The organism is Klebsiella pneumoniae complex sp. WS1778, assembly GCF_049472055.1.
Lineage (GTDB): Bacteria > Pseudomonadota > Gammaproteobacteria > Enterobacterales > Enterobacteriaceae > Klebsiella > Klebsiella quasipneumoniae.
The window spans coordinates 467289-481137 of sequence record NZ_JBKGTJ010000001.1 but is presented as its reverse complement, the minus strand read 5'-3'; the positions used below and the strand labels follow the sequence as shown (position 1 = coordinate 481137).

The following is a 13849-nucleotide window of genomic DNA, read 5'->3' as shown; positions in this document are numbered from 1 at the left end:
TCCCGCCAGAACGGCGGGAGGAACGTATTCAGGAGATTATTTATCGATTAAATTAAAGTCGCCCTGGTTATAGCGTAAGCCGGCGACGTTTTCGGCAGCGAAAATATGATCGATGGTGAGAATATCTTCAGGCGAGAGCATAATATCGGCCGCAGCGGCATTATCGCGCAGGTGATTGATTTTTCGTGCCCCGGGGATCGGCACGATATCTTCGCCTTTGCTCATCACCCAGGCGAGAGCCATCTGCGCCAGGGTGGCATCGTAGCGGCCGGCGACCTGCTGCAGACGGTCGAGCAACTGCTGGTTTTTGCGCATGGTTTCGGCCTGGAAGCGCGGCAGATTGCGACGAAAATCATCGGCAGCGAAGAGGCTGGGGTCGGTGATTTTGCCTGTCAGGAAGCCGCGCCCCAGCGGGCTGTAAGGGACAAAGCCCACCCCCAGCTCGCGGCAGGCCTTGAGGATGCCGCCCTCCGGCTCACGGGTCCACAGCGAGTATTCCGTCTGCACCGCGGTAATCGGATGCACCTTGCAGGCCCGGCGCAGCGTCTGGGCTGACACTTCCGACAGCCCGATGTGGCGAATTTTACCCTCTTTAACCAGGTCGGCCATGGTGCCCACCACCTCTTCCACCGGCACCGCGGGATCGACGCGGTGCTGATAGAGCAGATCGATGGTCTCGATATTCAGCCGCTTCAGCGACCCTTCCACCGCCTCACGAATATGTTCCGGACGGCTGTCGACGCCGGCCATCCGCTCCAGCCCCTGGCCGGTCGGCAGAATACGAAAGCCAAATTTGGTGGCAATCTGCACCTTATCGCGGATGCCTTTAATCGCTTTCCCGACAAGGACTTCATTGTCAAATGGCCCATACACTTCGGCGGAATCGAGGAAGGTCACGCCCATGTCCACTGCGGCATGGATGGTATTTATCGCCTGCGACTCCTCAGCGCCGCCATAGGCAAAACTCATTCCCATACACCCGAGACCCAATGCGGAAACCTGGAACTTCTCTTTTCCGAGATAACGTGTTTTCACCTTATTTTCCTTACGTGCTGAATGTTATTAAATATATACTTCCCTTTTACATTGATAACAATTAATCTATTCCGAACGCGGTGTTAGCTGGAAATTAACAATGAAAACGTTGCCTGATTTGCAACAAATTGAAATATTAATACTCATAGTGAAACATGGTAGTTTTCGACAAGCTGCCAGAGCATTAAATCTTTCACCGCCGGCCCTCACCAGCGCTATTAATCATCTGGAAGAAAAATTAGGCGTGCGCCTGCTCAATCGCTCGACGCGCAGTTTGTCTTTAACCGCCGTGGGTGAGGAATTTCTTAATAATATGACGCCGGTGGTTAATGATTATCGCCGGGTAGTCGACAGTCTGAATTATCACCGTCTGACCCCGGAAGGGGTGGTGAAAGTCAATTTACCGCGCATTGTTCTCGACCTTTTCTTTCAGCGCTATTTTATTGCTTTTAAAACCGCCTATCCTGACGTGACGCTGGAGCTGTTTACCACCGATCGGAAAGTGAATATTATCGAGTCCGGTTTTGACGCTGGCATTCGTTATTCCCGGGATGTGCCCAAAGATATGATTGCCATCCCCTTTGGCGAGAAACTGTCGCTGATCCCGGTAGCCAGCCCGGACTATCTCCGCCAGGCCGGAGCGCCCGACACCCCGCAGTCGCTGATCAATTTTCGCTGTATCAACCGATGTTTTCCCAGCGGCGAAAAGTATCGGTGGGAGTTTATCAGCCCCGACGGCGAGCCAGGCGAAGTCGCAGTCAAAGGCGATCTGGTCGTCGATTCCGATACGGCGATGATCCAGGCGGCGGAGAGCGGACTGGGGATCGCCTTTGTCTATCAGTCGCTGGTCTCCGCGCAACTGAACGCCGGCAGCCTGATCCGCTTATTGCCCAGCTACCGCTACCCGGCGGATCATTTCTGCGTCTACTATCCGAGTCGCAAACATATTCCCGCGCCCCTGCGCGCTTTTATCACCTGGGTGATGGCGCAGAATAAGAGCATCCTCCATGAGTAAATGGCCTGAGGGGGTATCCTCCTGTTCGCTACAATAAACGCACACACCGTTAACCCTTATTTATCCTTTCCCTTGAATTTCGTCGGTCGTCAGGCATAAACTCGTTAGAGCTCTAACGATTTTGGCAGACGACCTATGGACCATCGACAGCTTAACTTCTCCCATCTTTTATATCTGACCGCCCATCACTGGCGGCTGGCGGTTAATCGTCGGCTGAAAAACCTCGGCCTCAGCCAGGCCAGCTGGGTAGCGGTCGCCGCTATCGCCCGCCATCACCAGCCGCTGTCGCAAAGCGAACTGGCGCAGGAGCTGGGAGTTGAGAGCGCGACAATTGTGCCGCTGATCAACCGCCTGGTGACCCTCGGCCTGGTGGAGCGCGTCACCACCGACCGCGATAAACGCAAGCGGCTGCTGGTGGTCACCGACCAGGGGCAGGCCCTCTTCGAGCAGGTCAAAACGGTGGCGGACGATCTGCGTGAAGAGATCCTGACGGCGATTACTCCGCAGGAGCGGGAACAAACTCAGCGGGTGCTGGAAAAGCTGTTGCGTGAAGTGGAGAAGAAATAATGCCCCGTCGTCAGAGTAACCCTTACGCCCCCCATGACTGGGCGCCGCATGAAAAACCGGCCCTGCTCGGCTCGCCATCGACGCCGCTGCACAGCCCGGCGAAGCGCCTGGCCTACGGGGTGGTCGGGCTGCTGGTGTGCCTCACCGGCGCGCTGGGCAACGCGGTAGTCACCGCCAATCTGCAGCTGCTGCAGGGCACCTTCGCCGCCTGGTCGACGGAGATCGCCTGGCTGCCGGCGGTGTATGTCATGACCAACGTCTCCATCAACCTGCTGCTGGTGAAATTTCGTCAGCAGTTCGGGCTGCGCGCCTTTACCGAAGGCTTTCTGGTGCTCTATGTGCTGGTCACCTTCTTCCACCTGTTCGTCAACGATCTCAGCTCGGCGATGATGGTCCGCGCCGCCCACGGCATGGTGGCCGCGGCGCTCAGCTCGCTGGGGATCTACTATCAGGTGCAGGCCTGGCCCGCACGCCACCGCCTTAAAGGGCTGACCATCGGTATCACTGGCTCGTCGCTGGCCATTCCGCTGGCGCGCCTCTTTTCCACCGAGCTGCTGCAGAGCGACGAATGGCGCGGGCTCTACTTCTTTGAACTGGGGCTGGCGCTGGTGTCGCTGGCCTGCGTCATCGCGCTGAAGCTGCCGCCGAGCGATCGTAAAAAGGTGTTCGAGAAGAAGGATTTTATCACCTTCTTCCTGCTGGCCCCCGGCATGGCGCTGGTGTGCGCGGTGCTTTCGCTGGGGCGGCTCGAGTGGTGGTTCGAAGCGCCGTGGATCGGCTGGTCGCTGGCGGCGGCGGTGGTGCTGATCGTCGCTGCCATCGCCTTCGAGCATAACCGCAGCAATCCCCTGCTCAATACCAAATGGCTCTCCAGCGGCAGTATCCTGCGCCTCGGTCTGATTATGCTGCTGATCCGCATCGTGCTGGCGGAGCAGAATACCGGGGTGATCGGCTGGCTGCAGTACGTTGGCCTGCAAAACGAACAGATGACCAACCTTGCGTGGTCAATTTTCGCCGGCATTCTGTGCGGGATCATTGCCAGCTGCCTGACGCTTAACCCGCAGAAGCTCTACTGGCCGACCGCCACCGCCCTGGCGCTGATCATGGTGGCCTCGCTGCTCGACAGTCAGTCCAACGCCCTCACCCGCCCGGAACAACTGATGTTCAGCCAGTTTTTGCTTGGCTTCGGCAGCGCCTTCTTTCTGGCGCCGGCGATGCTCGCCGGTATTGGCGGGGTGTTCGCCGATCCGCGCAACCTGGTCAGCTTCTCGGTGCTGTTCGGCATGAGCCAGAACATCGGCGGCCTGCTGGGATCGGCGATCCTCGGTACTTTCCAGACCTGGCGGGAGAAATTTCACTCCAGTCAGCTGGCGGATCAGATCACCACCCTCAACCCGCTGATCGTCGAGCGTCTGCAGCAGTACAGTCAGATGTACCAGAGCCAGATCGGCGACAGCACGCTGCTTAACGTCCAGGCCACGACGCTCCTGCAAAACGCCGCGACGCTGCAGGCCAATATTCTCGCCTGGAATGATACCTATCTGCTGACGGCGGCGATCTCCGCCGGGACGTTAGTGTGGGTTTTCTGGCGCTTAATTCGCTTACGACTAACCGCCCGTATCGCATTAAAACGCGCCACTGGCAGCAAATAATTATCATCATTTCATCTCTGGAGTCGTTATGAGTCAGCAGGATGCGGCCAAACAACAGGCCAATACCCGAAACAACATTCGCGTGGTCTCCATTTTTACCGCCGCGGCGATAGGCCTCGTCGGCGTACTGGTGATCCTCTATGCCTGGCAGCTACCGCCGTTCACCCGGCATAGCCAGTTTACCGACAACGCCTACGTGCGCGGGCAGACCACCTTTATCAGCCCACAGGTCAACGGCTACATCACTGCCGTCAACGTCAAGGATTTCGCCATCGTTCAGCCGGGCGAGGTACTGTTCCAGATAGACGATCGCATCTATAAGCAGCGGGTGCACCAGGCCCAGGCCACCCTGGCGATGAAGGAGGCGGCGCTGCGCAACAACCTGCAGCAGCGCAAAAGCGCCGAGGCGACGATCGCCAAAAACGAAGCCGCGCTGCAAAACGCCCGCGCGCAGAATCTGAAAATCCAGGCCGATTTAAAAAGGGTGCAGGAACTGACCGCCGATGGCTCGCTGTCGATCCGCGAGCGTGATTCCGCCCGCGCCAGCGCCGCCCAGGGGGCAGCGGATATTGAACAGGCGAAAGCGGCGCTGGAGATGTCGCGCCAGGATCTCGAATCGACCATCGTCAATCGCGATTCGCTGGAGGCCGACGTGGCCAGCGCCAAAGCCGCCCTCGAACTGGCGCAGATTGACCTGCAGAATACGCAGATCATCGCCCCCACCGGCGGCCAGCTGGGGCAGATATCGGTGCGTCTTGGCGCTTACGTCAGCGCCGGAACCCATCTGACTTCGCTGGTCCCGCCGCAGCACTGGGTGATCGCCAACCTGAAAGAGACCCAGCTGGCCGATGTGCGTATCGGCCAGCCGGTTACCTTCACCGTTGACGCGCTCAACGGCGAGACCTTCCACGGCAAGGTGCAGAGTATCTCCCCGGCGACCGGGGTGGAGTTCAGCGCTATTTCGCCGGACAACGCTACCGGCAACTTCGTCAAGATCGCCCAGCGCATCCCGGTGCGCATCACGGTTAACGAGGGGCAGCGCAACAGCGAGCGCCTGCGCCCCGGCATGTCGGTGCAGGTGACCATTGATACCCGCGCGGAGAAGCAGCCATGATCCGCCCGGTCACCCTTGTCATCGTCCTGGCGCTGGTCGGCTGTCAGTCCGCCGATGTCCAGCGCGCGCAGCCGACCCTGACCATCCCTGCCGCCTGGCGGGCCGACGTTGGCCCTGCCAGCCCGGTGGAAGGCGTATGGTGGCGCAATTTTCATGACAGTGCGCTGAATCAGTATGTCGACCGGGCGCTGCGCTATAACAGCGATGTGCTGATCGCCCGCGAGCGGGTCAATGAGTATCAGGCGCGGGCGTATGCCGCCGACAGCAGCCTTTTTCCCTCGCTGGATGCCAGCCTGACCGGCACCCGCGCCCGCGCGCAGTCCGCCGCCACCGGCCTGCCGATCCACAGCACGCTGTACAAAGGCGGCCTGACCGCCAGCTATGATGTCGATATCTGGGGCGCGAACCGCAGCGCGGCCAGCGCCGCCGGGGCCAGCCTCGAGGCGCAGAAAGCCGCTGCCGCCGCGGCCAATTTGAGCGTCGCCGCCTCGGTGGCCGTGGGCTACGTGACGCTGCTGTCGCTGGATGAGCAGCTGCGGGTCACGCAGCAGACGCTCCAATCACGGGAAGACGCCTGGCGGCTGGCCAAACGTCAGTTTGAAACCGGGTATACCTCGCGCCTTGAGCTGATGCAGGCGGATTCGGAGCTGCGCTCAACGCGGGCGCAGATCCCGCCGCTGCAGCACCAGATTGCGCAGCAGGAAAACGCCCTCAGCGTGCTGCTGGGGGATAACCCCGGCGCGGTAAAACGCGGCGAATTCGCCGGGCTCACCCCGCTGCGTCTGCCCTCGCAGTTGCCGTCCACCCTACTCAACCGCCGCCCGGATATCGTACAGGCCCAGCGTCAGCTGGTAGCCGCCGATGCCACCCTGGCCTCGTCGCAGGCGCAGCTGCTGCCGTCTATCAACCTGACCGCCACCGGCAGCCTGCAGGACCGGACGCTGCCGGATCTGCTCGACGATCCGCTGCGACTGTGGAGCATTGGCGGTAGCATCCTGGCGCCGCTGCTTAACCGCCAGGCGTTAAACGCCCAGGTGGATGTCTCCATGGCCCAGCGCAACCAGGCGCTGTACAGCTATGAGAAAACGGTGCGCGGCGCGTTCAAAGAGGTCAATGACAGCCTTGACGCCATTAGCCGCTACGGCGAACAGTTGACCGAGCTGCAGGGACAGGTGGCGGTAGCGGAGGAAACATTGCGCATTGCGCAGAATCGCTACCGTAACGGCTACTCTTCGTATCTGGATGTGCTTGATGCCCAGCGCACGCTGTTCTCCACCCAGCTTAGCGTGGTCCAGGTGAAGAATAACCTGCTGCTGGCGCAGATCGATCTGTACCGGGCGCTGGGAGGCGGCTGGATGAACGCGTGAAAGCCTGCGCGCGTCGGTCCGCCACCGTCCGGAGCGCGGAAGCCAGTATTCAGGCCGGGATAGCGTTGCGCCACCCGTCCACTACTACCACCAGGGAGTTAATCTATGCAACAACAGTGGTCTGCTGTCGATAATTACATGATTTCTTCGCTTATTCCTGATGATGACGTGCTGAGACAGGTTCTGGAAAACAACAAACGCGCCGGGCTACCTGAACATGATGTTGCGGCCAATCAGGGGCAATTTCTGGCGCTGTTGGTGCGCATGACCCAGGCGCGGCGGATCCTTGAAATTGGCACGCTCGGCGCCTATAGCGCCATCTGGATGGCGCGTGCGCTGCCCGCCGACGGAAAGCTGATTACCCTCGAGGCCGACCCGACGCATGCGGGGGTGGCGCGCCAGAATATCCGCCTCGCCGGGCTAAACGAGCGCATTGAGCTTATTGAAGGACCCGCGCTGAACACGCTGGAAAATTTGGCGAACACGCCGCCATTCGACCTGATCTTTATTGATGCCGATAAACCTAATAATCCTCACTATCTGGAGTGGGCGCTGCACTATTCCCGCCCCGGGACGCTGATCGTGGGCGATAACGTGGTGCGCGATGGCGAGGTGATTAATGGGCAAAGCGATGACGCGCGTGTGCAGGGCGTGCGTCGGTTTATCGAGATGATCGGCGATAACCCGCGGCTCACCGCCACCGCGCTGCAGACGGTGGGCATTAAGGGATGGGATGGCTTTACGCTGGCGCTGGTGAATGGCTGAGATCCGGGCGGCCTGATGCCCTCACCCCGGCCCTCTCCCCCAGAGAGACGGAGAAACCCCGCTCTCCTGCCCGGCAGCACCAGCCTGCATGAACCTATGCTGCCGGGCCCGCGGGGCTTTCTGCCGCGGAGGATCATCGAGGATAATAGGTATACTGGTAGTGCAGAGACTGATCTTTCATTGCCCCTGCAGCAGGCTGCTCGCCATACTCCGCAGTACAGTTCCCCTCGGGATCCCACCCTAAACAACGGGCCTGGCGTGGTCCACTATACGTTGAGGTCGTTTCCCGGGATATCCAGCGCCCTTTTTCATCCCAACGCAGCGTCGAGGTGGAGTCCGAGTCAGCCATGCGGCTAAGGCGCCCATCCGTATAGCGGTAATCGACAGCAAGCATGACCATCATACCGCCGTTGACCGTTTTACGGACCAGGCGGTGCCGGTCGTCATACTGATAGGTGGTCGTATGCAGGACTTTGGGCGGTTGCTGCGTCGCGGACACATTTTCGGCGCGCACAATCCGCCCGAGAGAATCGGTATAAAACTGTTCGCGCATCACCATCTTGCTGATATTTCCCGTCGCGCTCCGGGTCTGCCGGATATATTCCCGCATCCATCCTTTATCATTTCGCCAGCGAACATTATCTCTGACGATCGTTGAGCCATGTGCGGTGTTAAGGGTTTTTGCCCGCTCATAGCTTGCCAGCCGGCGGCATCGCGCGAAACGAAGGGCGCCATATTCGTTATTCTGGCTGCCGACGATTTGCACGCTCTGCACTTCGCCGTTCAGCGGCGGAAGGGAGGTCAAAATAAAAAAGTTCGCATCGTTGATCGCCCGCTGTGTTTCATCGCAGGAGGAAGCGTCAACGAAGGGTTTACACGCGGGCATCACAAGGATAGCCAGCGCCAGCATGAGGAATTTGTCCATATCAAGAAGGGTAAAAATAGACTCCGTGTTCTGGTTTTCCTGCGAAACAAGGCTAAAAATACGCGAAGACGGCCGATGACCCAAGCCGGCAGGTCGATTTTCAGATTCCGTTCATTTTTCATTCGGCGGGGAAGCATCAGGGCGGGGAGATAACCGGGTACGGCGTACGGCTTCGCGACCGCTCCCGGGTTTCCCCTGCCCGGCAAGCACTGCGCCGCCGGGCAGGGAAAAGGGTGGGATTACGGCGTCACCTGCTCCATCGCCTGCAAGACACGCTTGTCCGAGATGGGGTACGGGGTCCCCAGCTGCTGGGCGAAGAAGCTCACCCGCAGCTCCTCGATCATCCAGCGGATCTCCCGGACATCGTCGTCCTCACGGCGGTTCGGCGGTAGCTTATTCAGCCACTGCTGCCACGCCTGCTGCACGCTCTCAATTTTCAGCATCTGCGCGCGGTCGCGGTGCGGATCGATAGCCATCTTCTCCAGGCGCTTTTCAATCGCCTGCAGGTAGCGCAGCGTATCGCCAAGACGACGGAAGCCGTTGCTGGTGACAAAGCCGCGGTAAACCAGCCCCGCCATCTGCGCTTTGATGTCCGACAGCCCCAGCGCCATGGTCATATCCACCCGGCCTTTCAGCCGTTTGTTGATATTGAACACCGCGGTGAGGATCTGCTCGACCTGTTTGGCGATCTCCACCACCGTCTCGTTGAGCTCGGCGCGAACTTTATCGTGCAGCTGGTTGAAGCCCTCTTCCGTCCATACCGGACCGCCCGCCTCGTCGATAAGCTTATCAACGCCGCAGGAGATGCAGTCGTCAATCAGATCCAGCACTTTGCCGTACGGGTTGAAATAGAGCCCGAGCTTGGCTTTGTTCGGCAGTTTCTCGTGCAGATACTTAATGGGCGACGGAATGTTAAGCAGCAGCAGGCGACGCAGACCGCGCCACATGGCCTGCTGCTGTTCCTGTGGATTATCAAACAGCTTGATGGCCACGCTGTCGCGCTCGTCCACCAGCGCCGGCCAGGCTTTCACCTTATAGTTGCCGCGCTTCTGTTCATAGCTTTCCGCCAGGGTGCCAAAGCTCCAGATATGCAGCCCGCTCTGCTCGATGCCATCATCAGCGACCGCCGACAGCGTCTCCTGAACTTTGCCCTTCAGCGCCTCTTTCAGCGCCTGCAGCGAGCGCCCTTCCTGCAGCTTCTTGTTTTTATCATCCACCACCCGGAAAGTGATTTTCAGGTGATCGGGCACCTGATCCCACTGCCAGGCTTCGCGGTCGATGGTCACGCCGGTCATCTTACGCAGCTCGCGCTCCAGGGAATCGAGCAGCGGCAGCTCAAGCGGCGTCGCCCGGCCAAGAAACGCTTCCGCATAGTTGGGAGCCGGGACAAAATTGCGCCGCACCGGCTTCGGCAGCGATTTTATCAGCGCGATAATCAGCTCACGACGCAGGCCGGGGATCTGCCATTCAAACCCGGCCTCCTCCACCTGGTTCAGCAGCGGCAGCGGAATATGCACCGTCACGCCGTCGGCGTCGGCGCCCGGCTCAAACTGATAGCTAAGCCGCAGCTTAAGGTTGCCCTGATGCCAGAAGTTCGGATAGTCCAGCTTGCTAACCTGCTCCGCCCCTTCCTTAATCAGCATGCTCTTCTCAAAGTTGAGCAGATCCGGCGTCTCTTTGCTGGCCTGCTTCCACCAGCTGTCGAAGTGGCGGGCGGAGATGACGTCGTGGCTGATGCGCTGGTCGTAGAATTCGAACAGGGTCTCGTCGTCCACCAGAATGTCGCGGCGGCGCGACTTATGCTCCAGCTCTTCGATTTCCGCCCGCAGCTTCAGGTTCTCCCGGAAGAAGGCGTGGCGCGTTTGCCAGTCGCCCTCCACCAGCGCGTGGCGGATAAACAGCTCGCGGCACAGCGCCGGATCGATCTGGCTGTAGTTGACCTTACGCGCGCCCACGATCGGCAGGCCGTAGACGGTGACCTTTTCCGTCGCCATCACCGCGCCCTGCGCCCGCTCCCAGTGCGGCTCGCTGTATGAGCGTTTGATCAGGTGCTGCGCTACCGGCTCCACCCACTCCGGCTCAATGCGGGCGGCAATGCGGCCCCACAGCCGGCTGGTCTCCACCAGTTCCGCCACCATCGTCCACTTCGGCGGCTTTTTAAACAGACCGGACCCCGGGAAAATGGAAAAGCGGGCGTTGCGCGCCCCGGTAAACTCCTGTTTATCGGCATCCTTCATGCCGATGTGCGACAGCAGACCGGTCAGCAGCGCGGTATGGATCTCGCGATATTCCGCTGGCTCGCTGTTGATCGGCAGGCCAAGCTCCTTCACCACCTGGCGCAGCTGGGTATAGATATCCTGCCACTCGCGCACGCGCAGATAGTTCAGAAAATCGACCCGGCACTGACGGCGGAACTGATTCGACGACAGGGCTTTCTGCTGTTCGCCGAGATAGTTCCACAGGTTCACAAAGGCGAGGAAGTCAGACTCTTTATCGTGAAAGCGGCGGTGTTTTTCGTCAGAGGCCTGCTGTTTGTCCATCGGCCGCTCGCGCGGATCCTGAATCGACAGCGCGGAGGTGATGATCATCGCTTCTCGCACGCAGCCGTGCTTCTGCGCCTCCAGCACCATCCGCGCCAGACGCGGGTCTACCGGCAACTGGCTAAGCTGACGGCCCATCGGGGTCAGCTTGTAGGCGGTGGCCTGCTCATCGGTGGTGATGGCGCCCAGCTCTTCCAGCAGGCGCACGCCGTCCTGAATGTTGCGCTTATCCGGCGCTTCAACGAACGGGAAGGCGGCGATATCGCCTAAGCCCAGGGCGGTCATCTGCAGGATGACCGACGCCAGGTTGGTGCGCAGAATTTCCGGATCGGTAAATTCCGGTCGCGACAGGAAATCGTCTTCTGAATAAAGACGAATACAGATCCCTTCCGAGACGCGACCGCAGCGGCCTTTACGCTGGTTGGCGGACGCCTGGGAAACTGGCTCGATCGGCAGGCGCTGCACCTTGGTGCGGTAGCTGTAGCGGCTGATACGCGCGGTACCGGGATCGATAACGTACTTAATGCCCGGTACGGTCAGCGAGGTTTCCGCCACGTTGGTCGCCAGCACGATGCGTCGTCCACTGTGCGGCTGGAAGACGCGGTTCTGCTCGCTGTTGGACAAGCGAGCGTACAGCGGCAGCACTTCGGTATGGCGCAGATCCAGCTTATTCAGCGCATCGGCGGTATCGCGAATCTCCCGCTCGCCGCTCATAAAGATCAGAATATCGCCGGGCCCTTCGCGCCCGAGCTCATCGACGGCATCAAAGATCGCCTGCAGCTGATCGCGCTCGGTATCGTCCGCCTCTTCCACTATCGGCCGATAGCGCACTTCCACCGGGTAAGTCCGCCCGGAGACTTCGATAATCGGCGCATTATTGAAATGCTTTGAGAAACGTTCCGGGTCGATGGTCGCCGAGGTGATGATGATTTTCAGGTCAGGACGGCGCGGCAGCAGCTCTTTCAGATAGCCGAGCAGGAAGTCAATGTTCAGGCTGCGCTCGTGCGCTTCATCGATAATGATGGTGTCGTACTGCATCAGCAGGCGATCCTGCTGGATCTCCGCCAGCAGAATACCGTCGGTCATCAGCTTGACCATGGTGTTGTCGCTGACGTGATCGCTAAAGCGGACCTTATAGCCGATACAGCCGCCCGGCTCCGTTTGCAGCTCCTCGGCGATACGGTTGGCCACGGTTCGCGCGGCCAGACGGCGCGGCTGGGTATGGCCGATTAGCCCTTTCAGCCCGCGGCCCAGCTCCATGCAGATTTTTGGCAGCTGGGTGGTTTTACCCGAACCGGTCTCCCCGGCGACAATCACCACCTGGTGATCGCGTACCGCCTCGAGAATTTCTTGTTTTTTCTGGCTAACCGGCAGATTTTCCGGATAGGTGATGGCCGGACGCGCCGCTTCGCGCAGCAGGACTTTACTGGCTGCCTGGCTTATCTCCTGCGCCATCTCCTGAAGGATGGCCTGTTGCGATTCAGGATTTTTAACCTTCTTCACGCCGTGCAGACGGCGGGCAAAGCGCGTTTTGTCGCGCAGCATCAGGCCGTCGAGCTGTTGATAAAGCTGGGGGAAGGTGATTTTTTGTTGTTCTGTCATAGCGTTATCGGGCAGAGCTCTGCCGGGAAAATCTCTTTTGAAGTATTGCCTTAGAGTACCACATCTGCGCCACTCATGCCTTTTTCAAAAAATCTGAACATAGGATTCGATATATTGCGCTATCTCTGTGGCGCGATTGTGAATACAGTGTCATCAAGCACCAGGGCACTGACCCGTCAATCACATTAAAAAAGGAAACACCCATGAGCAAAATATTAGTTCTGAAATCCAGTATTCTGGCAGGGTACTCACAATCTGGTCAGCTTTCCGACTATTTTGTTGAACAATGGCAGGAAAAACACCCGGGCGACGAGATCACCGTGCGTGACCTGGCCGCTAATCCGATCCCGGTTCTGGATGGTGAACTGGTTGGCGCCCTGCGTCCGAGCGACGCGCCGCTGACTCCGCGTCAGCAGGAAGCGCTGGCCCTTTCCGACGAGCTGATCGCTGAACTGAAAGGCAACGATGTGATTGTTATCGCTGCGCCGATGTACAACTTCAACATCCCGACGCAGTTGAAAAACTATTTCGACCTGGTGGCTCGCGCCGGCGTGACCTTCCGCTACACCGAAAAAGGGCCGGAAGGTCTGGTGACCGGTAAACGCGCGGTCGTTGTGACCAGCCGCGGCGGTATCCATAAAGATACCCCGACCGACCTGGTCACCCCGTACCTGTCCACCTTCCTCGGCTTCATCGGCATCACCGACGTGAACTTCGTGTTCGCCGAAGGTATCGCTTACGGCCCGGAAGTCGCGGCCAAAGCGCAGTCTGACGCGAAAGCGGCCATCGACAGCGTGGTTGCAGCCTAATAGTTAACTCCTCTCGCTGCCGGCGGGAGGAGATTTTTTTTGTTTTTTCTCGTAGCGCAAATACCCCACCACGCCTCCGCCGCCATCTTTTGGATGATTCACGCCGTCGTTGACTTCCACGCAAGGAAAATCGAAAGGTGAAACGCCGTCAATGCAGGCCACATTCACCCCATACTGCTGTGGGTTTGATCGCCGTTGATGAAAGGTGTAGATCCCGCATACCGAGCAGAAAAAGTGCACGGCTTCCCCTGTATTAAAGCGATACTCTGTGAGCTTATCCCTGCCGCGTACCACATCGATTCCTGAACGCGGCGAAGAGACCGCGACCGCCCCACGCATTCGACAATATGAACAGTTACAGCGCCGAACGGTGTTGAAGCCGTCGCTGAGCTCAACGGTAAAGGCCACCGCACCGCAGTGACAGTGAGCGGATAATTTCTCTGCCATTATATTTACCC

11 protein-coding genes are annotated in these 13849 nt (G+C 59.2%); 7 read left to right on the top strand and 4 right to left on the bottom strand.

What is annotated here, in order from left to right; translation table 11 throughout:
* Positions 1-36: 36 nt before the first annotated feature.
* On the bottom strand, positions 37-1035 hold the full coding sequence (locus ACLEXF_RS02460) for an aldo/keto reductase (protein WP_048294689.1): 999 nt from the start codon (positions 1033-1035) through the stop codon (positions 37-39).
* Positions 1036-1135: 100 nt separating this feature from the next.
* On the opposite strand from ACLEXF_RS02460, the gene ACLEXF_RS02455 reads away from it, so the two are divergent.
* The 6 genes from ACLEXF_RS02455 (at position 1136) to ACLEXF_RS02430 (ending at position 7515) form a co-directional block, all read left to right on the top strand.
* Entirely contained in the window at positions 1136-2050 is a 915-nt protein-coding gene (locus tag ACLEXF_RS02455) for a LysR family transcriptional regulator (RefSeq protein ID WP_017898723.1), read from the top strand.
* A 135-nt stretch (positions 2051-2185) separates the two neighbouring features.
* Positions 2186-2617, top strand: coding sequence for a MarR family winged helix-turn-helix transcriptional regulator (locus ACLEXF_RS02450; RefSeq protein WP_004204063.1), 432 nt, complete (start codon positions 2186-2188; stop codon positions 2615-2617).
* Positions 2617-4269 (top strand): MFS transporter, encoded by a 1653-nt coding sequence (locus ACLEXF_RS02445; RefSeq protein ID WP_048324020.1) that lies wholly within the window; start codon positions 2617-2619, stop codon positions 4267-4269. The genes ACLEXF_RS02450 and ACLEXF_RS02445 overlap by 1 nt, the downstream gene beginning before the upstream one ends.
* A gap of 28 nt (positions 4270-4297) precedes the next feature.
* Entirely contained in the window at positions 4298-5383 is a 1086-nt protein-coding gene (locus ACLEXF_RS02440; RefSeq protein WP_004204059.1) for an HlyD family secretion protein, read from the top strand.
* Positions 5380-6750 carry an efflux transporter outer membrane subunit gene (locus ACLEXF_RS02435; RefSeq protein ID WP_004204058.1) on the top strand — a complete coding sequence of 457 codons (1371 nt, stop codon included), beginning with the start codon at positions 5380-5382 and terminating at the stop codon, positions 6748-6750. Before ACLEXF_RS02440 ends, ACLEXF_RS02435 begins: the two co-directional genes overlap by 4 nt.
* Before the next feature lie 105 nt (positions 6751-6855).
* Complete coding sequence (locus tag ACLEXF_RS02430; RefSeq protein WP_017898725.1) at positions 6856-7515, top strand: O-methyltransferase; 660 nt, start codon at positions 6856-6858, stop codon at positions 7513-7515.
* 133 nt (positions 7516-7648) lie between these two features.
* Here the strand turns inward: ACLEXF_RS02430 and ACLEXF_RS02425 are convergent, their stop codons facing one another.
* Together ACLEXF_RS02425 and hrpA are read right to left on the bottom strand one after the other, a co-directional pair.
* Complete coding sequence (locus tag ACLEXF_RS02425; protein WP_240708489.1) at positions 7649-8425, bottom strand: hypothetical protein; 777 nt, start codon at positions 8423-8425, stop codon at positions 7649-7651.
* Positions 8426-8679: 254 nt separating this feature from the next.
* On the bottom strand, positions 8680-12582 hold the full coding sequence (gene hrpA / locus ACLEXF_RS02420) for an ATP-dependent RNA helicase HrpA (RefSeq protein ID WP_043522974.1): 3903 nt from the start codon (positions 12580-12582) through the stop codon (positions 8680-8682).
* A gap of 203 nt (positions 12583-12785) precedes the next feature.
* Between hrpA and azoR the strand changes: the two genes are divergently transcribed.
* Positions 12786-13391 carry an FMN-dependent NADH-azoreductase gene (gene azoR, locus ACLEXF_RS02415; RefSeq protein ID WP_118213791.1) on the top strand — a complete coding sequence of 202 codons (606 nt, stop codon included), beginning with the start codon at positions 12786-12788 and terminating at the stop codon, positions 13389-13391.
* 3 nt (positions 13392-13394) lie between these two features.
* Here azoR and ACLEXF_RS02410 read toward each other — a convergent pair whose 3' ends face one another.
* Positions 13395-13841: a GFA family protein gene (locus tag ACLEXF_RS02410; protein ID WP_086424422.1), complete on the bottom strand. Its 447-nt coding sequence runs from the start codon at positions 13839-13841 to the stop codon at positions 13395-13397.
* Positions 13842-13849 lie beyond the last annotated feature (8 nt).